20 protein-coding genes are annotated in these 23,279 nt (G+C 65.7%); 5 read left to right on the top strand and 15 right to left on the bottom strand.

Annotation, left to right across the window (positions count from 1 at the left end; all coding sequences use genetic code 11):
* Window positions 1-291 precede the first annotated feature (291 nt).
* The 3 genes from ACTIEZ_RS14985 to ACTIEZ_RS14975 form a co-directional block, all read right to left on the bottom strand.
* Entirely contained in the window at window positions 292-2,307 is a 2,016-nt protein-coding gene (locus ACTIEZ_RS14985; protein ID WP_439547494.1) for a hypothetical protein, read from the bottom strand.
* A 167-nt stretch (window positions 2,308-2,474) separates the two neighbouring features.
* On the bottom strand, window positions 2,475-4,007 hold the full coding sequence (locus tag ACTIEZ_RS14980; RefSeq protein ID WP_439547493.1) for a S10 family peptidase: 1,533 nt from the start codon (window positions 4,005-4,007) through the stop codon (window positions 2,475-2,477).
* Window positions 4,008-4,251: 244 nt separating this feature from the next.
* Window positions 4,252-6,459: a ribonuclease R family protein gene (locus tag ACTIEZ_RS14975; protein WP_439547492.1), complete on the bottom strand. Its 2,208-nt coding sequence runs from the start codon at window positions 6,457-6,459 to the stop codon at window positions 4,252-4,254.
* Window positions 6,460-6,551: 92 nt separating this feature from the next.
* Here ACTIEZ_RS14975 and ACTIEZ_RS14970 point away from each other — a divergent pair, with 92 nt between their 5' ends.
* Window positions 6,552-8,372 carry an ABCB family ABC transporter ATP-binding protein/permease gene (locus ACTIEZ_RS14970; RefSeq protein WP_439547491.1) on the top strand — a complete coding sequence of 607 codons (1,821 nt, stop codon included), beginning with the start codon at window positions 6,552-6,554 and terminating at the stop codon, window positions 8,370-8,372.
* Between the two features lie 256 nt (window positions 8,373-8,628).
* Entirely contained in the window at window positions 8,629-9,222 is a 594-nt protein-coding gene (locus ACTIEZ_RS14965) for a PEPxxWA-CTERM sorting domain-containing protein (RefSeq protein ID WP_439547490.1), read from the top strand.
* Window positions 9,223-9,439: 217 nt separating this feature from the next.
* On the opposite strand, the gene ACTIEZ_RS14960 is transcribed toward ACTIEZ_RS14965, so the two are convergent.
* The 6 genes from ACTIEZ_RS14960 to alr all read right to left on the bottom strand — a co-directional run bounded on the left by ACTIEZ_RS14960 (window position 9,440) and on the right by alr (window position 13,961).
* Complete coding sequence (locus ACTIEZ_RS14960; RefSeq protein WP_439547489.1) at window positions 9,440-9,970, bottom strand: fasciclin domain-containing protein; 531 nt, start codon at window positions 9,968-9,970, stop codon at window positions 9,440-9,442.
* 113 nt (window positions 9,971-10,083) lie between these two features.
* Entirely contained in the window at window positions 10,084-10,842 is a 759-nt protein-coding gene (locus ACTIEZ_RS14955) for an anti-sigma factor (RefSeq protein WP_439547488.1), read from the bottom strand.
* Window positions 10,839-11,417 (bottom strand): sigma-70 family RNA polymerase sigma factor, encoded by a 579-nt coding sequence (locus tag ACTIEZ_RS14950; RefSeq protein WP_439547487.1) that lies wholly within the window; start codon window positions 11,415-11,417, stop codon window positions 10,839-10,841. The genes ACTIEZ_RS14955 and ACTIEZ_RS14950 overlap by 4 nt, the downstream gene beginning before the upstream one ends.
* Window positions 11,417-12,172 carry an ABC transporter ATP-binding protein gene (locus ACTIEZ_RS14945; protein ID WP_439547486.1) on the bottom strand — a complete coding sequence of 252 codons (756 nt, stop codon included), beginning with the start codon at window positions 12,170-12,172 and terminating at the stop codon, window positions 11,417-11,419. Before ACTIEZ_RS14945 ends, ACTIEZ_RS14950 begins: the two co-directional genes overlap by 1 nt.
* The gene (locus tag ACTIEZ_RS14940) at window positions 12,169-12,945 is read right to left on the bottom strand and encodes an MlaE family ABC transporter permease (protein WP_439547485.1); all 777 of its coding nucleotides are present in this window, start codon (window positions 12,943-12,945) and stop codon (window positions 12,169-12,171) included. Before ACTIEZ_RS14940 ends, ACTIEZ_RS14945 begins: the two co-directional genes overlap by 4 nt.
* The gene (gene alr, locus ACTIEZ_RS14935; RefSeq protein ID WP_439547484.1) at window positions 12,942-13,961 is read right to left on the bottom strand and encodes an alanine racemase; all 1,020 of its coding nucleotides are present in this window, start codon (window positions 13,959-13,961) and stop codon (window positions 12,942-12,944) included. The genes ACTIEZ_RS14940 and alr overlap by 4 nt, the downstream gene beginning before the upstream one ends.
* Window positions 13,962-14,041: 80 nt before the next feature.
* Here alr and ACTIEZ_RS14930 point away from each other — a divergent pair, with 80 nt between their 5' ends.
* A complete protein-coding gene (locus tag ACTIEZ_RS14930; RefSeq protein ID WP_439547483.1) occupies window positions 14,042-14,272 on the top strand; it encodes a hypothetical protein in 231 nt (76 codons plus the stop codon).
* Here ACTIEZ_RS14930 and ACTIEZ_RS14925 read toward each other — a convergent pair whose 3' ends face one another.
* From ACTIEZ_RS14925 to trmB, 5 genes are all read right to left on the bottom strand, one after another.
* Complete coding sequence (locus ACTIEZ_RS14925) at window positions 14,273-15,208, bottom strand: ribose-phosphate pyrophosphokinase (protein WP_439547482.1); 936 nt, start codon at window positions 15,206-15,208, stop codon at window positions 14,273-14,275.
* Window positions 15,209-15,285: 77 nt separating this feature from the next.
* Complete coding sequence (locus ACTIEZ_RS14920) at window positions 15,286-15,684, bottom strand: (deoxy)nucleoside triphosphate pyrophosphohydrolase (protein WP_439547481.1); 399 nt, start codon at window positions 15,682-15,684, stop codon at window positions 15,286-15,288.
* Window positions 15,684-17,114, bottom strand: a complete 1,431-nt coding sequence (locus ACTIEZ_RS14915; protein WP_439547480.1) for a M48 family metalloprotease — start codon at window positions 17,112-17,114, stop codon at window positions 15,684-15,686. Before ACTIEZ_RS14915 ends, ACTIEZ_RS14920 begins: the two co-directional genes overlap by 1 nt.
* Before the next feature lie 72 nt (window positions 17,115-17,186).
* Complete coding sequence (locus tag ACTIEZ_RS14910; protein WP_439547479.1) at window positions 17,187-18,137, bottom strand: acetyl-CoA carboxylase carboxyltransferase subunit alpha; 951 nt, start codon at window positions 18,135-18,137, stop codon at window positions 17,187-17,189.
* A gap of 75 nt (window positions 18,138-18,212) precedes the next feature.
* Entirely contained in the window at window positions 18,213-18,914 is a 702-nt protein-coding gene (trmB, locus tag ACTIEZ_RS14905; protein ID WP_439547478.1) for a tRNA (guanosine(46)-N7)-methyltransferase TrmB, read from the bottom strand.
* A 110-nt stretch (window positions 18,915-19,024) separates the two neighbouring features.
* On the opposite strand from trmB, the gene ACTIEZ_RS14900 reads away from it, so the two are divergent.
* Window positions 19,025-20,545, top strand: coding sequence for a flavin-containing monooxygenase (locus ACTIEZ_RS14900; RefSeq protein WP_439547477.1), 1,521 nt, complete (start codon window positions 19,025-19,027; stop codon window positions 20,543-20,545).
* Window positions 20,546-20,657: 112 nt separating this feature from the next.
* Window positions 20,658-22,076, top strand: coding sequence for an NAD(P)H-dependent flavin oxidoreductase (locus ACTIEZ_RS14895; RefSeq protein ID WP_439547476.1), 1,419 nt, complete (start codon window positions 20,658-20,660; stop codon window positions 22,074-22,076).
* Between the two features lie 13 nt (window positions 22,077-22,089).
* Here the strand turns inward: ACTIEZ_RS14895 and ACTIEZ_RS14890 are convergent, their stop codons facing one another.
* On the bottom strand, window positions 22,090-23,097 hold the full coding sequence (locus tag ACTIEZ_RS14890; RefSeq protein ID WP_439547475.1) for a zinc-dependent alcohol dehydrogenase family protein: 1,008 nt from the start codon (window positions 23,095-23,097) through the stop codon (window positions 22,090-22,092).
* Window positions 23,098-23,279: the final 182 nt, after the last annotated feature.

The raw sequence follows: 23,279 nt of genomic DNA, 5'->3' as shown, positions 1-23,279 counted from the left end.
AGCTTTGTTGGCAGTATGCCTGCCAATAGTTGGCTGCATTTATCGCGCTCCCCGGCACCGCGGCAGTTTTGACAGCATTGACGATTCCGGCGGGCTTCCGCATATTTTTCATTGCCCGCCTTCCCCTCGCGTCAGGCCACCGGACAGCGCCATGATGACAGACCTTGTCCGTGTAGGACAGGCAGCACCTGCGCCTGCAGCCCTGCGCCACAGCCAAAAAACTTGCCTCCGGCGGGCAGGGGCGCACCCCTGCACCCGTCAGTCCGGCCAGCCCTTGCGCAACTGGATGGCTCAACCGCCCAGTTCGGCCAGCAGCGCGCGGGCGCGATCAAGACCGCGCTCGGCCTTGGCGCGATTATGGGCCAGGCCGGGATGGGCAAAGATCGTCAACGCTGCCTCCAGATCAGCCACCGCTTCGCGAGCCGGCACCGCATCACGGGTCAGCCGCGCCAATGCCTTCAGCGCAGAAGCGCAATTCTCGTGCGTCAACGCCCATTGGAGCGGCAGCGCGTCGCGCGTGTATACGGCAAGGGCGTCGCGATAGGCAGCGATGGCGGCGGTGAGCGCCGCTGGATCGTCCTGCCGCTCGCCAAGCGTTTGCAGCGCAGTGCCAAGATTGTTCTGGGTCATCGCCCAATCAAATGGTAGCGCGTCGCGCGTGTAGACGGTAAGGGCGTCGCGGAAGGCATTGAGGGCGGCTGTGAGCGCCGCCGGATCGGCCTGCCGCTCGCCAAGCGTGCGCAGAGCATTGCCGAGATTATTCTGGGTCATCGCCCAATCGAGCGGCAGCGCGTCGCGCGTGTAGACGGTAAGGGCGTCGCGAAAGGCAGCGATGGCGGCGGTGAGCGCCGCCGGATCGTCCTGCCGCTCGCCAAGCGTGCTCAGCGCATTCCCAAGATTGTTCTTGCCTCCGGCCCAGTGTTTGGGTTGTGCCGCCTTGTCAATCCGTTCAAGCAAGCCCGTCCAGCGCCTGACGGCGTCGCGTGGTGCTACCGGATCCGGCAGTTTCCCGGCCCATTCACCGGCCGTATCGGCAGCTTCCAAAAGCAGAGCAAACTGCACGTCGGCATCTGGCGATGCGGACGCGGCAGCATCCAGCCCAACAAGAATTGACGCATAGTCCAGCTTGGCCTTGTAGGTGCGTGCCCGCACGGCCAGCAGACGCGACCGTTGGCGGCGGGCATCTTCCTCGCGTTCGGCATGAACGGCAATCGCCGCGTCAATCAGGTCGCGCGCCTGCGAAAAATCGGCCGCTTGAATGGCGGCTTCGGCCGCCTGCACATAACCTGTGATGCGATTGTCCTCAGCGCGCAACGCTTCGAGTTCGGCCTTCAACGCGTCGCGTTCCACCAAGGCGCTGGTGAAGCTGCCAAGGATGGTTTCGATATCCGCATCGGGTTGCAGCACCAGCAGGGCTTGCATGCGGGCGCGCAGCAACGGCTCATCGTCTGGAGTCGCAGCGATGCGCTGTTCGAGGCTGCGGTCGCGTCGTTCGAAGGCCGCCATCGTTTCAGCGTGTCGCCGGTCAGCTGCAGCTTCTGATTCGGCAAAGCGGCGCGCATTTTGCGCTTCGACGTTCGCGAGTTGCGTGCCCAAATCTTCCCAGAATGCGATGATCATGTCGCGCATGGCCAGCAGCTCAGTTGACTGCGCCTGCGCCTCCTGCCGCAACTCCGCCACCCGCGCGGCCAGATCAAACCCTTGCGCCTTCAGCTCGGCGATGCCTGCAAACGTGGTGATGGCAGCCACGCGCGGGTTGGTTTTGACCTGTTCGGCGAACAGCAACTGGAAGGTCGCGGGCCAGCTGCGCATGTCGGCGGTGCCGTGGTGGAAGAACTGCTCGACGCTGGCCGGCAATGGCCCGGTGGCGGCAACCAGCGCCGCCCAGGTGCGGGCGGCGATGCTGTTGGCCAGACCGCCGGCCGGCGCGAACATCGCCTGAGCCTCGGTTTCCAGCAGGGCAGCGTCGGGCGACCATGGCGGCAGCGGGCGTTTCGGGTTCAATTGGGCCACGGCATTCTGGATGGCATCGGCGGCCTGGCGCTCGGCCAGCGTGCCATCGCCCGGGCTGAAACGCGTGAGGCATTGTTTGCCGAACACATGCAGCGAACGCACATAGGCCGATTGCACCGCCAGCAGCACATCATGATTTTGCGGATTTGCCGGGTCGTCGGCGATCTGGCGATAGATCAGCCGACCGCAAGCGACGACCGCGCCGTCGCCGCGATTGGCGATCAAGCCGCCCACGAAAGACTTGATCAGTTGTTCGCCCGCCAGGCAGCCGAGCAGTGTTTCAAGACCGGTCATCCGTTCCCCCCGATAGTTCAAGCTATCGGGCGGCTGTGCGTCTGACAATGGCGGTGATTTCGGGCCTGTTCCGAGGACGAATGCATTGCGCGGAACAGCAAGCCAAGCCCCGTGTCGAGCACGGGGTGACGGGTGGGAGGAGTCACGGGTGGGGTGACGTGCCCCTCTTACTTCACCGCCTCATCATACCAGGCCGCCACGTCATCGCGCAGTTTGGCGAGTTCGCTTTCGGCCAGATAAATCATGTGGCCGGACTGGTAGTAGGTGAATTTGATGTTTTTCCGGATGTCGGCGGGCAGGGGCATGTGGGCGGCGTCGAATTCGGCGCCGAAGAAGGGGGTGGCCATGTCGTAGTAGCCGTTGAGGAACAGGACTTTCATCAGCGGGTTGGCGCGCATGGTGTGGGCGAGGTCGATGGCGGTGTTGGGGGTGGTTTGGGTGCCGCCGCGCGGCGGGCGGTGGCTCCAGTCCCAGGTCCAGCCGGGTTCGCGGGCGGTGAGGCGGTAGGTCATTTCGGTTTTGACGCCCAGGGTGCGCGATGCGTAATCGAGGAAAGCACTGTAATAGGCGCCGTTGATGGCGGTGCCGGCGGGATCGTCATCGGGGCTGTCGGCGTTCAAATCGGCGGGGCTGAGGGTGTAGCGGGTGTCGAGGCGGCCGATGGAGACACCGCGGGTGCGCAGCAGTTCGGTTTGAAAATGCTGCAGATCGACGCGCAGGTTGGCGCGTTTCAGAAAATCGATGGGCAGCCCGGTGTAGGCGTGCATTTGCGCGGCGATTGTCTCGGTTTCGGCGGCGCTGAGATTGCTGCCTTTCAGCAGGGCGGCGGCGTAGGGGCCGAGCGTCCAGGCGCGGACTTCGTTCACGAAGGCATCGAGATCGGCTGGCTTCTGGCCGGGCAGGGTGCCGTGATACCAGGCAGTGGCGGCATAGCCGGGGAACAGGGTGAGATAATTCTGATCATAGCCGGGCTGGCGCACGCCATAGTTCATGATGGTGGAGAGCAGCGCGACGCCGTTGAGTGACAGGCCGCGTTCTTCCAGCATCCGCGCCAGCACGCCGGAGCGCAGCGTGCCATAGCTCTCGCCGAACAGGAATTTCGGTGATTTCCAGCGGTTGTTCTTGTTGACGTAGCGCAGGATCGCACGGGCGAAGGCATCGCCATCCTGATCGACACCGTTGAAATCCTTGAAACTCTTGTCGCCCAGGGGCCGCGACCAGCCGGCGCCGGGGGCATCGATGAAGACGATGTCGGTCTTGTCGAGCAGGGTCCATGGGTTGGGGCCGACGGCATAATCCTGCGGGGCCACGTAGGTTGGCTTGTCGGTTTTCACGCGGATGGGGCCGAAGCTGCCCATGTGCAGCCAGATCGTCGCAGAGCCGGGGCCGCCGTTGTAGAAGAAGGTGACGGGGCGGTTTGCTTCGCCGGTGGTGTAGGCGGTGTAGAAGAGGCTGCCGGTGGGGCGGGCGTTGTCGTCGCGGATGGTGAGCGTGCCGGCGGTGGCGGTGTAGGCGATGACTTTGCCCTTCACGGTGACGCTGCCTTTGGAGACGGCGGCTTGTTCTTCGACCGGCGCGCGGGCGGTGGCGGCATCGGCTTCGGCGATCATGGTGTCGCGCGGGGTCTGGCGCTTGTCTTGCGCAAAGGCCGGGTTGGCGATCACGGCCATGGCCAGGCCGGCGAGCAGCAGGTTTTTCATGTCGATTGTCCCCTGAATCGTGTGGCAGCGTGATGGCATGGCTTGGGGTTGGGCTCAATTGCTACGAGCTGTTGTGAATTGCGGGAAGTATTTGGCTCCCTCCCCCTTGCGGGGAGGGCGACTCGGCGCCAGCCGAGCGGGGTGGGGGTTCCACTGATTGCCGCTGGCGTAACCCCCACCCCGGGCCTCGCCTGCGGCTCGTCTCTCGCCCTCCCCGCATGGGGGAGGGAGCCGATATGCGCAATCAACGCCGGCCGCGGCGGACGCCGGGGGGGACGCGGGACTGGCCGGGGCGGGGGGTGAAACCACGTCGCACACGGCCGCGCGGGCGGGATTCGCTGCCGCCTTCCGGGAGTTCGTAGCGCAGGGCGCCGGTGATCGGGCTGGCCTCCACCAGGCGCAGGTCGAGGCGTTGGCCGACGACATAGCGGGTGCCGGATTCGGTGCCTTCGAGGATGCGGGCGTCTTCATCGAAGACGAAGCGTTCTTCGCCCAGCGTGCTGACCGGCACCAGCCCGTCACCGCCCAGCCCTTCGACGGTGGCGAAGAAGCCGAATTTGGCGACGCCGGTGATGCGGGTTTTGAGGACTTCGCCGACCTTGGTGGACAAATAGGAGGCGACATAGCGATCGATGGTGTCGCGTTCGGCTTCCATGGCGCGGCGTTCGGTCATGCTGATGTGATCGGCGGTCTTGCTGAGTGTCTTGTCTTCTTCGGCGTGCAGCCCGCCATCGCCGAGGCGATAGGCAGCGGCGAGGCTGCGGTGGACGACGAGATCGGCGTAGCGGCGGATGGGTGAGGTGAAGTGGGCGTAGCTGCTTAAGCTCAGCCCGAAGTGGCCGACATTTTCGGGCGTGTAATAGGCCTGGGTCTGGGTGCGCAGCACCTGCTGGGAGACTTCCTCATAATGCTCGCCTTCCTTGGCGCGGGCGAGGATGCGGTTGAAGATGGCCGGGCGGGTGACCTGGCCCATGGCGAGATTCTGGCCAAGGGTTTCCAGATAATCGCGCAGGGTGAGGAGTTTTTCGCGGCTGGGGGCTTCGTGGCAGCGGAAGATGCAGGCGGCTTTCTTTTTCTCCAGCGCGCGGGCGGCGGCGACGTTGGCGGCGATCATGTAATCCTCGATCACCTGATGGGCGGCGAGATGTTCGCGCACCGCGATGCCGGCGATGCGGCCCTGTTCATCGAGCACGACGCGCTTTTCGGGCAGTTCCAGCGCCAGCGGCTCGCGCTTGTCGCGGGCGGATTTCAGCGCGGCCCAGCAATCCCACAGCGGTTGCAGCACGGGCAGAAATTCGCCGGCCCCAGAGTCCATGGTGGCCTGCGCTTCTTCATAGGCGATGTTGGCGACGCAGCGGATGACAGCGCGGGTGAAGCGCCAGCTCAGCAATTTGCCGTCGGCATCGATGTGGAGGTGGCAGGCCATCACGGCGCGATCCTCGTTCGCGACGAGTGAACAGGCATGAGCGGAAAGGATTTCGGGCAGCATCGGCACGACACGATCGGGGAAATAGACGCTGTTGCCGCGGCTGCGGGCTGACCGGTCGAGTGCGGTGCCGGGGCGCACGTAGAACGACACATCGGCGATGGCGACGATGGCGCGGAACTGGCCCTTGTGATCGGGATCGGGGGCGGCCCACACGGCATCATCATGGTCGCGGGCGTCGGACGGATCGATGGTGAGGAACGGCAACGCGCGCAGATCCTCGCGTGGCCCAAGCGGCTGCTCGGCGATGCGCTCGGCTTCTTCCAAGGTGGATTCATCGAAGCGGTGCGGGATGCCCTTGGCGTGGATGGCGATCAGGCTGAAGGCGCGCGGCAGGAACGGATCGCCGAGCACCTCCACGACGCGCCCCGTCACGCGCGGCGGGCGGCCGCTGGGTTCGGCAAGCACCAGATCGCCCGGCTGGGCGTCGCCGGGATCGCTTATGGCGAGATCGCTCCGCGCTTTCTTGTCGACCGGCACCAGCCGCCAGCCGAGCGGTTCGCGGCGCAGGATGCCGAGGATATATTCTTCGGATTTGGCCAGTGCCTTCATCGGGAAAGCGACGCTGCCGCTACCCTGTTCCTCGATGCGGGCGAGCAGGCGATCGCCGAGGCCGAAGGCGCCGCGCCGCCGGCCTTCGATCACGCGCAGGCGCGGCGGCGGGCCGGGATGGTCCCAGCGATCGGGCACGGCGATGGCCTGGCCGTCGGCGGTATCGGCGATGCGCACCACCGTCACCTTGGGCAGGCCGCCACCCTTGTGCAGGTTGCGCCCCGGGCCTGTTTCCAGTTCGCCGGCCTCCATCATCTCCTTCAGCAGGGATTTCAGCGCGATCTTGTCCTGGGCGTGCAGGCCGAACGCCTTGGCGATCTCGCGTTTGCCGACGCTGGTTTTCTGGGTGGCGATGAAATCGAGGATGGCCTGACGGTCGGGCAGACCGGGGGTGGGGCGGGGCGTGCGGGGCATGAGGGGAACAATGGGCGCTTGCCAGCCGGTGAGCAAGTGTGGGGCGATAGCGCCCATTGTGTGGCAAACACGCACGGGCCATATGCACGTTGATGCAATCCATGGCTGCCCCACCCGGACCGCCGACCGGCGATGCCGACTTCAGGACGTTGCGGCGCTTCCTGCCCTATTTGTGGCCGGCGGGGCGCGGCGATCTGAAGCTGCGCGTCGTTGCCGCCATGCTGCTGGTGCTGATGGGCAAGGGCATCACGCTGGCCATGCCCTACACGCTGAAACTGGCGCTCGATGCGATGGCGGCAGGCGTTCCCGATGGCGTGATGGTGGCGGTGGCGCTGGTCGCGTCTTATGCGCTGGCGCGCTTTGCCGGGGTGTTGTTCGACAATCTGCGCAATGCGGTGTTCGAACGGGTCGGCCAGGATGCGGCGCGGCGATTGAGCCTGGATGTGTTCACCCACATCCATCAATTGTCCCTGCGCTTTCACCTGGAACGCCGCACCGGCGCGCTGACCCGGTTGATCGAGCGCGGCACCAAGAGCATCGATACCATGCTCTATTTCCTGCTGTTCAACATCTTCCCGACCGTGATCGAGCTGACGGCGGTGTGCGTGCTGTTCTGGCGCGGCTTTGGCTGGGAACTGGTGGCGGCGACGCTGGTGATGGTGGTGGTGTATATCATCTACACCCAGCGCATCACCGATTGGCGGACGGCGCTGCGCCGCGAGATGGTGGAAAGCGACCAGCGCGCGACGGCCCGTGCCGTGGACAGTCTGCTGAATTATGAAACGGTGAAATATTTCAATGCCGAAGCGCATGAGAACGCCAATTATGGCAAGGCGATCAAGCGCTACACCGATGCTGCCACCAAATCCGGCGTGTCGCTGGCCTGGCTGAACGTCGGGCAGAGCCTGATCACCAACCTGCTGATGGCTGGCGCTTTGGCCTATGTGGTGTGGGGCTGGAACCAGGGCCGGTTCACGGTGGGCGATATCGCGTTCGTCAATGGCCTGCTGCTGCAATTGTTCCGGCCGCTCGACATGCTGGGCATGGTCTATCGCGAGATCCGCCAGGGCCTGATCGACATGGAGGCGATGTTCCGGCTGACGGATACGGCGCCGGAAATCGCCGATGCGCCGGGTGCTGCGCCGCTGGTGGTGCAGGGCGGGCACATCCGCTTTGATGCGGTGAATTTCGGTTATGATCCACGCCGGCAGATCCTGCACGATGTGTCGTTTGCGGTGCCGCCGGGTGCCAAGCTGGCCGTGGTGGGCCATTCGGGCGCCGGCAAATCGACGCTGAGCCGCATATTGTATCGTTTCTACGACATTCAGGGTGGGCAGGTCAGCATCGACGGGCAGGATATCGCCGGCGTCACCCAATCATCCCTGCGCCGCGCGATCGGCATTGTTCCGCAGGATACGGTGCTGTTCAACGAGAGCATCCGGTACAATATCGCTTATGGCCGGCCCGATGCCAGTGAGGCGGAAATCATCGCGGCGGCGCGCGGGGCGGCGATCCATGATTTCATCCTGGGCCTGCCCGATGGCTATGACACGCAAGTGGGCGAACGCGGCCTGAAATTGTCCGGCGGCGAGAAGCAGCGTGTGGCCATCGCCCGCACCATCCTGAAGGACCCGGCGATCCTGATCCTGGATGAGGCGACCAGTGCGCTCGACAGTGCCACCGAAGCCAGCATCCAGGATGCGCTCGGCGGGGTTTCGCAAGGGCGCACCACCATCGTCATCGCGCATCGCCTGTCGACGATCACCGATGCCGACGAGATACTGGTGCTCAGCGCCGGCCGCATCATCGAGCGCGGCCGCCACGACGCGTTGCTGGCGCGCGGCGGCGCCTATGCCGAGATGTGGACGTTGCAACAGGCCGAGGCGGAGGCCGAAGTGCTGGCGGCTGAGTAGAGGCCGATTAGAGGCACGGCCCACCTGCGGCGCGGCTTGGCATGGCCGAGCTGCCGTTGACAGGTGGTCGCTGTCACGGCGGCGCGTTAACGTGGACACTGCCAAAGTGTAAGATCGTTTTACAATGTGATGAACGTTAACTAACGCTTCACCATCATTTCCAGCTACTTAACACGCTCTTGCTGGTTGGCATGAGTTTTGCACGAACCTTAACGGCGAGAGGATTCCTCTCTCGTGCGCGTCAAGGAACTTCATAGTGAATAGTAAGCTTTTGGGTGCGGCGCTGTTCGCAGCGACCGTTTTCGCTTCGCCTTCATCCGCTGTCACCGTTGTCGGCAGTGCCGCTGTTGCCATCGTCGGTGTTTCGGCCGACATGGATTCGATCGGTGTCGGAACGACGTTTACCAACACGAATATCTCGACGGTCGGCACTGCATTTGGTGATTTTGCGCCGACAGTCGGTGAAAATCTGACCCTTTCGTCGCTGACTGCGTCAATCGGTTCGGCCTTCAACTTCACCTCGTCGTTTGGCGATTTTGCCGGAATGGTGGAGAATACGGAATCGTTTGGTACGTCCAACGACCGGACAGTACGAGCCTTTGTGCTCGGCCTGTTCACACCGCTTGGTACCCTGTCGGCTTTCGCGCCAGGGCCAGCGTCCGCCACGTTCAGCTTTACGCAAACCGGCGGCGATTCTGCGGTTTCGGGCAGTTTCTCGTTGGCCAGCCCCCCTGAAACCACGTTTGGCGCCGCCGTGCCTGAGCCGCAGGCCTGGACGATGCTGATCGTCGGTTTCGGCCTGGTCGGCTTTGCTGCGCGCCGCCGCAAGAACGGCGCCGCAACGGCCTGAGGCACGCCAGGAGACTGACGTTGGACGCCCTGTCGGTTGCCCGGCAGGGCGTCTTGCTTTGTCTGCTGTTGTTTGGGCGGTCAGCCTGGTGACACGTGGCTGATCCACCCGAGCGCAGCCAAATCTGCAGGCGTACACAAGGCCTTGCCGGGACAAGAAAAAGGGGCCGGCGTTGCCGCCAGCCCCTTTCATCAAAAACGCGACGTGCGTCAGCCCATCAAGGCATCACCACCGTGTCGATGACGTGGATCACACCATTGCTGGTGCCCAGATCGGCGGTGCGCACATGGCTCATGCCGCCCTTGGCATCACGCAGCATCACGACATCGCCCATCATCGAGGCCGTGAGCGTGCCGCCCTGCACGGTCTTCACTTCGGCCTTGCCGCCGCCAGCCTTGATCGCGGCCACGACGTCAGCCGCCATCAGCTTGCCCGGCACCACATGATAGGTGAGCACGGCGGCGAGCGTCGCCTTGTTTTCCGGCTTCAGCAGCGTGTCGACCGTACCGGCCGGCAGCTTGGCAAAGGCGGCATTGGTGGGGGCGAACACGGTGAACGGGCCGGCGCTCTTCAGCGTATCAACCAGGCCGGCAGCCTTCACGGCGGCGACCAGGGTGCTGAAATCAGCCGCGCTGGCTGCGGTATCGACGATGTCGGCCGCCGGCTGGGCGTGAACGGCGGGGGTGGCGACAAGGCCGGCTGCAGCGACGGCGAACAGCGCAGCGCGCAGGGTGTTGCGATTGATCATGGGGGGCACTCCATCAAATTCGATGCACCGCCGGGATAGACGGGCGCACCAGTTACGCCAGATAGGGTGGCCACGGGTCGCACAGGAGTGTCGCAGCGACAAAGCACGCCAGGTCAAGCGGCAGACAGTGCCCCTGTTGCGATGATCGGACCGGTTGGAGCGCCGGTGCGGGATCCACCCAAGGGCTCGATGGAAATTGCCAGCACCGAACCCGGCTTCAAGCCGGCCAGGCGTTCGCGCGGGATGCTGTGGCTGCTGCCGGCCGAAATATCGATCACGCCCAGCGATTTGGGCGGGGCTTCGCCTTCGATCACCCACAGTTCCGGCACCTTGCCGGATTGTTCGGGCCCGCCCTGTGCCACCGGCGCAAAGCGTACGGCGCCGTTGGTCGGATCATAGGCCGCCGCCAGCAGCGGCCGGCCATCGGCATCGGCCAGCGTCGCCACCAATGCCGGGCCGGCATCTGCGGGAACGACCATATCCGCCTGGGGCGGCATCGCCAGCAGCGCCACCGTGATCGCCGCCAGCACCGGGCCGCCAATGCCAACCGCACGCCACAGCGCCAGATTGTGCCACCAGCCGCGCGCCAGCGGTGCGGGCGCCGTCACGGCCCGCGGTGCTGGCTGCACATCGGCGGCAATCGCGTTCCACAGGGCGGCCGGCGGCGCCACCGGGGCGGTGGCTTCGTCGAGCGGGCTGAGCAGGCTTTGCCAGCGCGCCACCGCGTCGCGGAAGGCGGCATCGCTGGCGAGCCGCACTTCGGCGGCCTTGCGCTCAGCGCGGGACAGGCCGCCCAGCGCATAATCCATGGCCATGGCATCCACTTCGGGCAGTTCGGGCAGTTCGGGGCCGGTTTCGGGCAGCGTGCTCATGCCTGGCTGCCTTCCAACTGGCCGCGCATGCGGATCAGGCCGCGGCGCACCCAGCTTTTGAGGGTGCCGACCGGCACTGCTTCGCGCACCGCCAGTTCCTCATAGGTCACGCCTTCGAAATAGCAGGCGCGGATGGCGGCGGCGTGGCGTGGTTCCAGCGTGGCCAGCGCCGCATTCAGGCGGTGCGCATCCTGGCTGGACACCAGCGCGGCATCCGGTGCCGGGCCATCGTCGGCCAGATCGAACGCGGCTTCAACCGGGACATGCGGGCGCGCCGGGCGGGCGCGCAGGCGGTCGATGGCACGGTTGCGCGCGATCGTGGCCACCCAGGTGATCGGGCTGGCGCGGGTCGGATCGAACGTGGCCGCTTTACGCCACACAGACACATAAACCTCCTGCAACACATCTTCGGCTTCCTGCCGCTCGATCAAGATACGCAGGGTGATGCCAAATAGTTTTGCGCTGGTGCGGTCATAGAATGACTGGAAGGCCGCCGCGTCGCCATCCGCGATTCGCGCAAGCAGCGCGGCAAGTTCGGCAGCGCCGGCGCTGTGGGCATGGTGTTGTGGTGCCATCACGGCGTTGCCGCCTGCCCGATCGGGCCATCGGCGCTGCCGGTGATGAACTGGCGCACATGTGGCTGGTCACACCCGTCCAGGGTAGAAAGCGGCCCGTGCCAGATGATGCGTCCCCCGTGCAACATTGCGACCCTGTCTGCGATGACCCTCACGCTTGCCATATCATGCGTAATCGTGACCGCCGTTATTTTCAAATCCTGAACGAGGGTGCGGATCAAATTGTTGATTCTGGCGGCATTGATCGGATCGAGACCTGTCGTCGGTTCGTCGAAGAACAGGATCGGCGGGCGCGCGGCAATGGCGCGGGCCAGCGCCACCCGCTTCAACATGCCGCCGGACAGTTCGGATGGCTTCAGATCGGCCACCTCCGCGCCAAGCCCGACGCGCGCCAGATTGTCGATCGCCGCGTCGCGCCGGCTGGCGGCGCTGCCGGACAGCGCAAAGCTGATGTTGCGCCACACACTGAGCGAATCGAACAGCGCGCCGCCCTGAAACAACATGCCGATGCGGGTGCGGTGGGCGGCCAGGGCTACGCCGCGCAGCCCGGAAACAATCTGCCCATTTACCATGATTTTTCCCTGATCGATCGGGATCAGGCCCAATATGCACTTCAGCAGCACCGATTTGCCGGTGCCCGATCCGCCGATGATCACCAGGCTGGTGCCCGGCTGCACCGCCAGATCGACGCCGCCGAGCACCTGGCGGCTGCCGAAGCGCTTGGCGACGCCGGCAAGCTCGATTGTCGCCGTCATGAACCGAACACGATCACGGTGATGATCAGATTGGACAGCAGGATCAGGATGAAGCTGGAGACGACGGCGTTGGTGGTCGCGCGTCCTACGCCGGCCGCCCCGCCGCCGCTGTGATAGCCGTGATAGCAGCCCATCAAGGCAATGAAGAAGCCGAACACTGCCGCCTTCACCAGGCTGGAGACGACATCATCCACCTGCAGATAGCGGGCGGTGGTGGCGAGATATTGCGCGCTGTTGAAGCCAAGCCGCTGCGTGGCCAGCAGCCAGCCGCCCATCACGCCCAGCGCATTTGACACCAGCACCAGCACCGGCATCACCAGCACGGCAGCCAGCAACCGCGGCGCCACCAGCCAGCGGAAGGGATCGGTGCGCAACGTGACCAGCGCATCAATCTGCTCGGTGACGCGCATCGTGCCAAGCTCGGCGGCCATGGCGCTGGCCACGCGCCCGGCCACCATCAACCCGCCCAGCACGGGGCCGAGTTCACGCACCACGCCGATCACGGTCACCGCCGGCACGGTGGCAGCGGCGTTGAAGCGGCTGCCGCCGATGAAGATCTGCTGCGCCAGCGCCGATCCGGTGAAAATCGCGGTCAGGCCCACCACCGGCAGCGACAGCCAGCCGATGATCAGCATCTGCTGCGCCAACTGGCCGGGATACCAGGGCGGCCGCAGCACCGCCGCCAGCGCGGTGGCGGCAAAGCGCGTCAGCCGGCCGATCATCGCCAGCCCGGCCAGCACCGGCGTGCCGATGGCGGCAAACACCGATATCATGCCCAGATCCGATCAAAACGCTGGCCCAGGGCCACCAGCAATTCATAGCTGGTGCGGCCCGACAGCGCCGCCATGGTTTCGATGTGAAAGGGCACGGACAGCCAATCGCCCTCCGCCAAAGCCGGCGCGTCTGTGACATCGAAGCTGACCAGATCCATCGACACGCGCCCGGCGGCCGGGCAGCGCACGCCGTCGGCCAGCGCCCAACCCCCGCCTGACAGGCCGCGCGCATAGCCATCGGCATAGCCCAGCGCCAGGGTGGCAATCCGGCTGGGCCGGGTCGCCACGAAGGTGGCCGCATAGCCAACGCTGGCACCGGCCGGAATGTCGCGAAGCTGCAGGATGCGCGCCGACAGGCTGGCGACATTGCGCGGCCGCCGGCCATCGGGCAGCCAGCCGCCGCCGAACAGGCCGATGCCGGGCCGCACCAGATCGAAATGATAATCCGGCCCCAGCGCCACCCCGGCGGAATTGGCGAAGGCGCGCGCGCCGGCCGGGATCTGCGCCGCAATTTCCACGAAGGCGGCGCGCTGGGCTTCGTTCATCGGGTGGGCCGGATCATCGGCGCAGGCGAGATGGCCATGCAGCACAGCGATGTCGATGCCGGCCAGCGCCGCCACGGCTTCCTGCGGTGGCAGGCCGAGCCGGTGCATGCCGGTATCGACCATGGCTTCAGCCGGCCGGCCGGTCTGCCGCCACAGCATCGCCTGGCCCGGCGTCATCAGCACCGGGCGCGCCGGCAGCGCTGCAGCGGCGGGCAGCTCGGCCGCGGTCACGCCGTGCAGCACCGAAACGGTCACGCCAGCGGGCAATGGCAGCAGCGGCGGGACTTCGTGCCAGTGCGCCACGTAAAATTGCCGGCAGCCAGCCGCCGCCAGACGGACCAGCACGTCGCGGGCGCCCAGGCCATAGCCATCGGCCTTGATCGCTGCGCCGCACGCCGCCGGGCCGACCGCGGCGGCAAAATCCTGCCAGTTGGCAACCAGCGCGGCGGCAGACAGATGCAGACGGGCCATGGGGGGCGGGCAAGGTTCCACCTTTGCGATAAGCCAGCTTGTTCATGGCCACGCAAGCGTTTGCGCGCTATTGCGGTGCCATGAGCAAGAGCCTTTTCCTCGCTGCACTGGGTGCCGGCGCCATGATCGCCCTGTCTGTCGGCACCGCGCCGGCCGCCGCGCAGGCCCAGCCGCGCCCCGATACGGAATTCTGTGCCAAGAAGCGCGCGCAGGATCCAGGCGGCATCTGTTCGCCCAAGGGGGAATATGTGACGCCGGAAAAAGTCTATCTGCCCGACGGCACGGTCAAGAACCGCAACACCGGCGACTGATCAGTCGAACAGCGAGGAAACCGAGCTTTCTTCGGACGTGCGCCGCATCGCTTCGGCGAACAGCGGCGCGATGGTGATCAGGCGCACCCGGCTGGAGGCGCGCACGGCGTCGGTGGGCGAAATCGAATCGGTGACCACCAGTTCGGCAAGCGTCGACGCATCGACCCGCGCCACCGCGCCGCCCGACAGCACGCCATGGCTGACATAGGCGGTGACGCTGGTGGCACCGGCCTCCATCAGCGCTGCGGCGGCATTGCACAATGTGCCGGCCGAATCGACAATATCATCCACCAGCACGCAGCGGCGGCCGCGCACGTCGCCGATGATGTTCATCACTTCCGATTCGCCGGGCCGTTCCCGCCGCTTGTCGACGATGGCCAGCGGCGCATTGCCCAGCCGCTTGGCCAGTGCGCGCGCCCGCACCACGCCGCCGACATCGGGGGAGACCACCATCACATCCTGCACCCCCATGCGCGCCGTGATATCGGCCGCCATCACCGGCGCGCCGAACAGATTGTCGGTGGGGATGTTGAAAAAGCCCTGAATCTGGCCGGCATGAAGATCGAGGCTGAGCACGCGATTGGCGCCGGCGGTGGTGATCAGATCGGCGACAAGCTTGGCCGAAATCGGCGTGCGCGAGCCCGATTTGCGATCCTGCCGCGCATAGCCGAAATAGGGGATGACCGCCGTGATGCGCCGCGCCGAAGCCCGTTTCAGCGCATCCATGCAGATCAGCAATTCCATCAGATTGTCGTTGGCCGGTGCCGAGGTCGGCTGCACCACGAACACATCTTCGCCGCGGACATTCTCATGGATTTCGACGAAGATTTCCTCGTCAGCAAAGCGCCGCACTGACGCATGCGTCAATGGCATATCAAGATAGGCAGCGATGGCCTTGGCCAGTTCCGGATTGCCGTTGCCAGCCAGGATTTTCATGTCGCACACCCCTCGCTGTCGATGCGTGGCCGGGGCATAGCCGCCCTGTCACACAGGCGCAACCATGGCCTTTGGTCTTATTCGCCCAGCGCCTGCACCAGGGCTGCCACCAGCGGCACATCGGCAGGCGGCATCGGCAGCGCGGCCATCGCGCCGGGCCGTTCCCAGCGCAGCGCCTGGCCATCGCGCCCCACCGGTTCGCCAGCCCAAGCCCGGCACCAATAGAGCAGCATCACCAGATGAAAATCGGCATAGGCGTGGCTGACAAAGGTGAACGGCACCAGCGGCCCGGCGGTGATGCCGAGTTCCTCGTCAAGCTCCCGCGCCAGCGCCGCTTCGGGCGATTCGCCGGGCTCCAGCTTGCCGCCAGGAAACTCCCACAGCCCGGCCAGCGATTTGCCGGGCGGGCGCTGCGCCAGCAGAATGCGGCCATCTTCGGCGACCAGCGCGGCCGCCACCACATGCACCAGCCGCATCAGCGCCAGACGACCAGCTTCACCCGGTCGCCGGCCTTCAACTGGGCATTGGTGGCCAGTTGATTGAGCGTCAGGAAGCGCGCCATGCGATCATCATCATAGGCCATGCGCGCGGCAAGCCCTTGCACCGTATCATTGGCAGCCACGCGCACCACCTGGATGCGGCGGGTGCGGACGGCGCCGATTTCCTGCGCGGTCAACTTGCGCACACTGGCCGCCACCGGCGCCACGCTGGCCGCCTGGCCCTGCGGCGCCACGGCGATCAGGGTGAAGGCGAGCTGCGGTGTCCAGCGATAGACGGTCAATGTGGCATCGACCGGGCCTTGCTGGGTGCCGGCCCGGATGCTGCCGGTCAGCGCCTCCACGCCGTTGATGCGCGTCGCCTGCATCGGCTGCGCGCGCACGCCCAGTTGCTGCCAGCGCGCGGCGGCAATGGCATTGAGATCGCCGGCACGCGCATCGGCCGCGCGCAATTCGAAATTGGCGCCATTCGGCCCGCGCCCGGTCAGCGCCTCGGCACCATTGTTGAGCGCAAAGCCGGTCGGCGCCGCCAGCGCCAGTTGCAGGCCGGGATGGCGGAAACTGCTGCCCTGCACGACGCCTTCGGCTGGATCGTCGTCATAGGCGAGGCCATCGATGGCATTCAGGAAGGCGTCGCGATTATGCGCCCGGCCGCCGGCATTCGGCAGCGCCGCCTGCGCCTCCTTGCGGATGCGCTCGACACGCTCGGCATTGGCCGGGTGGGTGGACAGCCATTGCGACGGCTCGGCGCCGCCCTGGCCTTTCAACCGCGCCTCCAGTGCCGTCTGCGCACCCAAGGCCGCCAGGCTGTCGACGCTGCCCAGCGGATCATAGCCGGCCGAGGTCAGATAGCGCACGCCAAGACTGTCGGCCTGGCGTTCCTGCTCGCGGCTGTACCCCAGCGTGGTCAATCCAGCGACAATGCCGGCGCCACGGCCGATCAGATCAGACCCGGTGACGGCGCCGGCCAACCCGGCCAGGATGCCCGACAAGGCCGATCGGTTCTGCCGTTTCTGGCCGTGGCGCGCCGCGACATGCGCGACTTCGTGGCCCATGATGAAGGCCAGTTCGGCTTCATCGTTCATCAACGCCAGCAACTGCCGGGTGATGTAGACATAGCCGCCGGGGACAGCGAAGGCGTTGTTCACATTGCTGTTCAGCAGCGTGACCGTGTAGTCCTGCGGCCGCGCGCCGCCGCCCGATTGCACGGCGATCTTCTGCCCGACACTGCGCACATAATCCGCCACCGGGCCGGACATGGCGCCGCCGAACTGCTGCAGGATCTGCGGATGCGCCTGCGCGCCGGAACTGCGTTCGCTGGGGCTGAGGCCGGGCGGCGACTGGGCGGCGGCCGGTAACGCAATGCCGATCAACACAGCAGCGGTGAGAATATGTGAAATTCTATTCATGCCGCCAAGATAGCAAGAAGCGGGGGCGCGGCGCCAGTCACAGATCAAAGCTGGCGGCTCAAATCTGCCAGCCTAAAGCTGGCGGCCCATCCCCAGATACTTTGCGCGGCGCTGGGCCACCAGATCGGCCGGGCGCTGGGCCAGCAGGGGTTGCAATTCGGCGGCAATCGCCATGGTCAGCGACGCAATCGCGGCGGCCGGATCGCGGTGCGCGCCGCCCAACGGTTCAGCGACGATATTGTCGATCACGCCCAGCGCCTTGCACTCGGCGGCGCTGACCCGCATCGCTTCGGCGGCGTCGCCGGCCTTGTTGGCTTCCTTTTCGGCGGTACGCCACAGGATCGATGCGCAGCCTTCGGGCGAAATCACCGCATAAACGGCGTGTTCCATCATGATCACGCGGTCGGCCGCGGCAATGCCGATGGCGCCGCCGGACATGCCTTCGCCAGTGATCGCTGCAATCACCGGCACCGGCGCTGCCAGGAACGCGGCGGTGGCGCGGGCGATGGCTTCGGCCTGGCCGCGGGCTTCACCATCGACACCCGGATAGGCACCGGCGCTGTCCACGATGGTCACCACCGGCACATTGAAGCGCCCGGCCAATTCCACCAGCCGTGCGGCCTTGCGATAGCCTTCGGGGCGGCCCATGCCGAAATTGTGGCGAACGCGCGCGGCGGTATCGCGGCCCTTTTCATGGCCGATCACCATCACCGGCACATTCTGGCCGCGCAGGCGGCCGATGCCGCCGATGATTGCCGGGTCTTCGCCGAAGGCGCGATCGCCCGACAGCGGCAGGAAATCTTCCACCAGCGCCTTCACCAGATCGGAAAAATGCGGCCGCAGCGGATGGCGGGCGACCAGCGTTTTCTGCCAGGGCGTCAACCGCGCATAGGTTTCGGCCATCAGCCGCCGCGCGGCGCCTTCGGCATGGCGGGCGCCGGCTTCGTCGCCGCCAGCCCGATAGTCGGCGGCGCGCTGGGCGATCTGGGCGATCGGCTTTTCAAAATCGAGATATTGGCTCACGACAACAGGGCGTAGGCGAAATGTCGCGCTGCGGTCAACTGCCCCGATGCTTCACAACAACGCGCCGCACGCGCTTCAGGTGCGTTGCCAGCGGAAATACCAGACTTCATGGCCGAGCCGCCGCGCCTTGGTTTCATAGCGGGTCTGCGGCCAATCATCGGGGCGCACCTGGAAATCGCTTGGGGACTCGATCTGCCAGGCAAAATCGCGGCGCTTGCCCATCTGCATCAGCGCCCAGCGGCAATAGATCGGGTGATCGGTGCCAAAGCGGAACTCCCCGCCGGGCTTCAGCACGCGGGCGATCAGATCAAGAGGGCCGGGGTTCATGAAGCGGCGCTTGGCGTGGCGGGCCTTGGGCCAGGGATCGGGGTGCAGCAGGAAGACGCGATCGACGCTGGCCGGCGCCAGCCGTTCGAGCACATCGAGCGCATCGCCGTGGTGGATGCGCACGTTGGGCAGGCCTTCATCGCGCACCGCCATCAGCGCGCCGACCACGCCATCCACGAACGGTTCGGCACCGATCAGGCCGACATCCGGGTACGCTGTGGCCTGGGCGGCCATATGCTCGCCCTTGCCAAAGCCGATTTCCAGCCACAGCGGGCGTTCATCGCCAAACAGTCCCTTCGACGTTACCGGGCCGGTGCCGGGCACCGCGATGTGCGGCAGCAGATCGGCAAACAGTGCCGCCTGCCCCTGTCGCAGGGCATGGCCCTGCCGGCGGCCATAGAGCCGGCGCATGGTGGTGGGATCGGATACGGGCGGGATTTCGTCGGCCATTTTGCCGCCCATGCCCGATTGCCGGCCTGTGGAAAAGGCCAGCCGGGGAATTCCCGCACTGCAATTGCCGGCCAGACGTGGTTTGATGGTAAGATTGGGAGGATCAAGCAATGGATACGCACGCACCGCCCCCGCAGATCGACGGCGCCATTACCGATGTGGATGTGCTGGTGATCGGGGCCGGCATTTCCGGCCTGTCGGCGGCCTGGCATCTGCAACAACGCCTGCCGCACAAGCGGTTCCTGGTGCTGGAGCGCGAGGCGAGTTTTGGCGGCACCTGGCTGACCCACAAGTTCCCCGGCATCCGATCCGATTCCGACCTGTATACCTTCGGCTTCGGGTTCAAGCCGTGGGTGGGGCCGCCAATTGCCACGGCCGCCGAAATCCAGGCCTATCTGGGCGAGATGATCGCGGAAAACGGGCTGGATGCGCATATCCGGTACAATCACGGCATCGAAACCGCCCATTGGGACAGTGACACAGCGCGCTGGACGGTGGTGGCCTGCCTGCCCGATGGCAGCCGCAAGCAATTTCGCGCCCCGTTCCTTTGGATGTGCCAGGGATATTACCGGCATCGCCAGGGCCATTGGCCGGACTTTGCCGGCATGGAAGATTTTGCCGGCACCATCGCCCATACCGAGGAATGGGACGAGGGCATCGATTATGCCGGCAAGCGCGTGGCGGTGATCGGTTCGGGTGCAACCGCCGCCACCGTGGTGCCGGCGATGGCCGAAACCGCGGCGCACATCACGATGATCCAGCGCAGCCCGACGTTCTTCATGCCCGGCAAGAACGAGAATGAATTTGCCGAAATGCTGCGGCCGCTGGGGCTGGAGCCGGCGCTGTTTCACGATCTGGTGCGCCGCAAGATCCTGTATGATCAGGATCAGATCGTCGGCCAGTGCCGCGATGCGCCCGATGCGGTGGCCACCGAGCTGCTGGCCGGGGTGCAGGCGCTGCTGCCGGAAGGCTTCGACATGCGGCATTTCACGCCATCCTACCGCCCGTGGCGGCAGCGGCTGGCCTTCGTGCCGGATGGCGATCTGTTTGCCGGTATCCGCGCCGGCAAGGCCGATGTGGTGACCGGCCATATCGCCCGCTTCACACCCGCCGGGATCGAAATGCAGGATGGCAGCCATGTGCCGGCCGATCTGGTGGTGCTGGCCACCGGGTTTCATCTGTGCGTGTTCGGTGACATCGCCTTCAGCGTGGATGGCAAGCCGTTCGATCTGGCCGACAGCGTCACCTGGCGCGGCATGATGTTCACCAGCCTGCCCAATCTCGTGTGGGTGTTCGGCTATTTCCGGGCGAGCTGGACGTTGCGGTCCGATCTGATTTCCGAATTCACCTGCCGGCTGCTCGCCCACATGGATGCGCGCGGCGTGGATGCGGTGCAGGTGGAACTGCCACCCGAACTGGCAGATCCCGCGGCGATGGGGCCGTGGACTGACCCGGAGGATTTCAACCCGCACTATCTGATGCGCGACATGCACCTGCTGCCGCGCGCCGTGGCGGGCACCGAATGGCGGCACAGCCAGGATTATTGGCGGGAGAAGGATGAGATTCCCCACGTCGATCTGGATGGCCCCGTGTTCCGGTACGCCCGCGCCGCCGCGAATGTAACCGGTTGACCGTTTCGACCCGAATTGCCGCTGGTCGGGTGTGTTACTTGCACATTGTCACAGCTTTGCCGCAAAGGGGGTGCTTCCCGCGGGTCGGCCGGCATCGGCAAAGTGAGGCAGAATGTTTTCCGGCGTGAAATCACTGGTGATGGGCGGGCGCGAGGTGTGGCCGCTGGTCGAAGGCGGCAAGGGCGTTTCCGCCACCAACCATGCCTCCTCCGGCGCCTGGGCCCTGGCTGGCGGCGTTGGCACCGTCAGCGCGGTGAATGCCGACAGCTATGACGCCGAGGGCAACGTCATCCCGCAAATCTATCGCGCCGCCACCCGCCGCGACCGGCACGAGGAACTGGTGCACTATGGCATCGCGGGCGGCATCGCCCAGGTGCAGCGCGCCTATGAAATCGCTGCGCCCGAACTGCGGCGCGGCATCGGCGCCATCAACATCAACGTGTTGTGGGAAATGGGCGGCGCCCAGCGCATCCTGCACGGCGTGCTGGAAGGCACGCGCGGGCTCGTGAACGGTGTCACCTGCGGGGCAGGCATGCCCTACAAGCTTTCGGAAATCGCGGCGCAGTACGGCGTCCATTATTATCCGATCATCAGCTCGGCCCGGGCGTTTCGCGCGCTGTGGAAGCGCGCCTATTCCAAGGCGGCCGAGTGGCTGGGCGCGGTGGTGTATGAAGATCCCTGGCTGGCCGGCGGCCACAACGGGCTTTCGAACGCCGAAGATCCGCGTGCCCCGCAAGACCCTTATCCGCGCGTTGCCGAGCTGCGCGCCACCATGCGCGAGCTGGGCGTTTCCGAATCGGTGCCGATCGTGATGGCCGGCGGTGTGTGGCGGCTGGACGAATGGGCCAACTGGTTCGACAATCCCGAACTGGGCCAGGTGGTGTTCCAGTTCGGCACGCGGCCGCTGCTGACCCAGGAAAGCCCGATCCCGCAGGCGTGGAAGGAGCGGCTGCTGCATCTGAACGAAGGCGATATCCTGCTGCACAAATTCTCGCCGACCGGATTTTATTCGTCGGCGATCCGCAATCCTTATCTGCGCGCGCTTGAAGCCCGCAGCGAGCGGCAGATTGCCTTTTCCACCACCGCCACCGGCGATCACCAGTTCGCGCTGGATGTCGGCGTGGGCCGGAAATCCTATTTCGTCACCCGCGATGATCTGCTGCGCGCCCGCGAATGGCATGGCGCCGGTTTTACCGAGGCGCTGAAGACGCCGGACAACACATTGGTGTTCGTGACCACAGCCGAACGCGACACGATCCGCAAGGATCAGGCCGATTGCATGGGTTGCCTGTCCCATTGCGGCTTTTCCGCCTGGAAAGATACCGACACCAACAGCACCGGGCGTCTGGCTGATCCGCGCAGCTTCTGCATCCAGAAGACGCTGCAGGATATTGCCCACGGCGGCGACCCGGAGCAGAATCTGGCCTTCGCCGGCCACAGCGCCTATCGGTTCAGCAGCGATGCCTGGTATTCTAACGGCTTCATCCCCACGGTGAAGCAGTTGGTGGAGCGGTTGCGCACGGGGGCGTAACCGCGGCCCCCGATCAGATATCGACGCAAATCTTCCCGAAATGCTTGGCGCTTTCCTGGTGGCGGAAGGCGGCGCCCAGTTCGGCCAGCGGAAAATGCGAATCGATCACCGGCTTGATACCGTTCTGGTTGATGGCGCGGATCATATCCTGCTGCTGCCGGCGGGTGCCCACCGTGATGCCGATCAGGCGGATCTGCTTGCCCATCAACTGCACGGTCGGCACCGGCCCGGCAAAGCCGGCCAGCACGCCGATCAGGCTGATATGGCCGCCGATCGTTGTCGCGGTGATTGATTCGGGCAGCGTGCCGGCACCGCCGATCTCGACGATATGATCGACACCGCGGCCGCCGGTGATGCGCATGGCCTCACCGCCCCAGCCGGGCGTGGTCTTGTAATTGATCAGATGGTCGGCCCCCATCGCCTTCAGCCGCTCCAGCTTGGCATCGCTGCTGCTGGTGGCGATCACGGTTGCCCCCATCGCCTTGGCGAACTGCAGCGCGAAGATGGAGACGCCGCCGGTGCCCTGCACCAGCACGACATCGCCGGCCTTGAGCTGGCCTTCGGTGACCAGCGCCCGCCATGCGGTGAGGCCGGCGCAGGTCAGCGTGGCTGATTCGGCATGGCTGTAGCCCACTGGCGCATGGGTGAAGCTGGTCACTGGTGCGATCACCTCTTCGACGGCATAGCCATCGGCGCCATCGCCCGGCACCGAAGCAAAGCCGCCCATCGATGGCAGGCCATCCAGCCAGTTCGGGAAGAAGGTGGAGACGACGGCATCGCCAACCTTGAATTCGGTGACGCCTTCGCCAACGGCCAGCACATCGCCGGCGCCGTCGCTCATCGGGATGCGGCCATCGGGGGTCGGGATGCCGCCGACCACCACGATATAATCATGATAATTCAGGCTGCTGGCCCGGATGCGGACCTTGATCTGGCCGGGGCCGGGATCGCCGGGACTGGCCATGTCTTCATGGCGCAGATTGTCGATACCGGCGGGGTGGCGAAGGCGGATGGCTTTCATGGGCAGGCTCCTTGATTGGGGGGAGCCTAGCGCGGGTTGTCCACCAACCTCCCCTCCCCTTCAGGGGAGGGGTCGGGGGTGGGGAAGAGTGGTTGCGGAAACGAGCAACGGCAATCAACAGGCGAAATTACGTCCTCGTGCCGTGGGGGGGGGGGGGGGGGGGGGCCCGCGGCGGCGGGGCG

Source organism: Sandarakinorhabdus sp. (assembly GCF_051860625.1).
Lineage (GTDB): Bacteria > Pseudomonadota > Alphaproteobacteria > Sphingomonadales > Sphingomonadaceae > Sandarakinorhabdus.
Note: the sequence above shows the minus strand (reverse complement) of the source record. Positions and strands in the feature narration are given on the sequence as shown.

What these genes read in the sequence shown, in the direction of transcription:
- ACTIEZ_RS14985 (WP_439547494.1), bottom strand. Translation starts at nt 2,307, where the DNA reads ATGACCGGTCTTGAAACACTGCTCGGCTGCCTGGCGGGCGAACAACTG.
- ACTIEZ_RS14980 (WP_439547493.1), bottom strand. Translation starts at nt 4,007, where the DNA reads ATGAAAAACCTGCTGCTCGCCGGCCTGGCCATGGCCGTGATCGCCAAC.
- ACTIEZ_RS14975 (WP_439547492.1), bottom strand. Translation starts at nt 6,459, where the DNA reads ATGCCCCGCACGCCCCGCCCCACCCCCGGTCTGCCCGACCGTCAGGCC.
- ACTIEZ_RS14970 (WP_439547491.1), top strand. Translation starts at nt 6,552, where the DNA reads ATGCAATCCATGGCTGCCCCACCCGGACCGCCGACCGGCGATGCCGAC.
- ACTIEZ_RS14960 (WP_439547489.1), bottom strand. Translation starts at nt 9,970, where the DNA reads ATGATCAATCGCAACACCCTGCGCGCTGCGCTGTTCGCCGTCGCTGCA.
- ACTIEZ_RS14955 (WP_439547488.1), bottom strand. Translation starts at nt 10,842, where the DNA reads ATGAGCACGCTGCCCGAAACCGGCCCCGAACTGCCCGAACTGCCCGAA.
- ACTIEZ_RS14950 (WP_439547487.1), bottom strand. Translation starts at nt 11,417, where the DNA reads ATGGCACCACAACACCATGCCCACAGCGCCGGCGCTGCCGAACTTGCC.
- ACTIEZ_RS14945 (WP_439547486.1), bottom strand. Translation starts at nt 12,172, where the DNA reads ATGACGGCGACAATCGAGCTTGCCGGCGTCGCCAAGCGCTTCGGCAGC.
- ACTIEZ_RS14940 (WP_439547485.1), bottom strand. Translation starts at nt 12,945, where the DNA reads ATGATATCGGTGTTTGCCGCCATCGGCACGCCGGTGCTGGCCGGGCTG.
- alr (WP_439547484.1), bottom strand. Translation starts at nt 13,961, where the DNA reads ATGGCCCGTCTGCATCTGTCTGCCGCCGCGCTGGTTGCCAACTGGCAG.
- ACTIEZ_RS14930 (WP_439547483.1), top strand. Translation starts at nt 14,042, where the DNA reads ATGAGCAAGAGCCTTTTCCTCGCTGCACTGGGTGCCGGCGCCATGATC.
- ACTIEZ_RS14925 (WP_439547482.1), bottom strand. Translation starts at nt 15,208, where the DNA reads ATGAAAATCCTGGCTGGCAACGGCAATCCGGAACTGGCCAAGGCCATC.
- ACTIEZ_RS14920 (WP_439547481.1), bottom strand. Translation starts at nt 15,684, where the DNA reads ATGCGGCTGGTGCATGTGGTGGCGGCCGCGCTGGTCGCCGAAGATGGC.
- ACTIEZ_RS14915 (WP_439547480.1), bottom strand. Translation starts at nt 17,114, where the DNA reads ATGAATAGAATTTCACATATTCTCACCGCTGCTGTGTTGATCGGCATT.
- trmB (WP_439547478.1), bottom strand. Translation starts at nt 18,914, where the DNA reads ATGGCCGACGAAATCCCGCCCGTATCCGATCCCACCACCATGCGCCGG.
- ACTIEZ_RS14900 (WP_439547477.1), top strand. Translation starts at nt 19,025, where the DNA reads ATGGATACGCACGCACCGCCCCCGCAGATCGACGGCGCCATTACCGAT.
- ACTIEZ_RS14895 (WP_439547476.1), top strand. Translation starts at nt 20,658, where the DNA reads ATGTTTTCCGGCGTGAAATCACTGGTGATGGGCGGGCGCGAGGTGTGG.
- ACTIEZ_RS14890 (WP_439547475.1), bottom strand. Translation starts at nt 23,097, where the DNA reads ATGAAAGCCATCCGCCTTCGCCACCCCGCCGGTATCGACAATCTGCGC.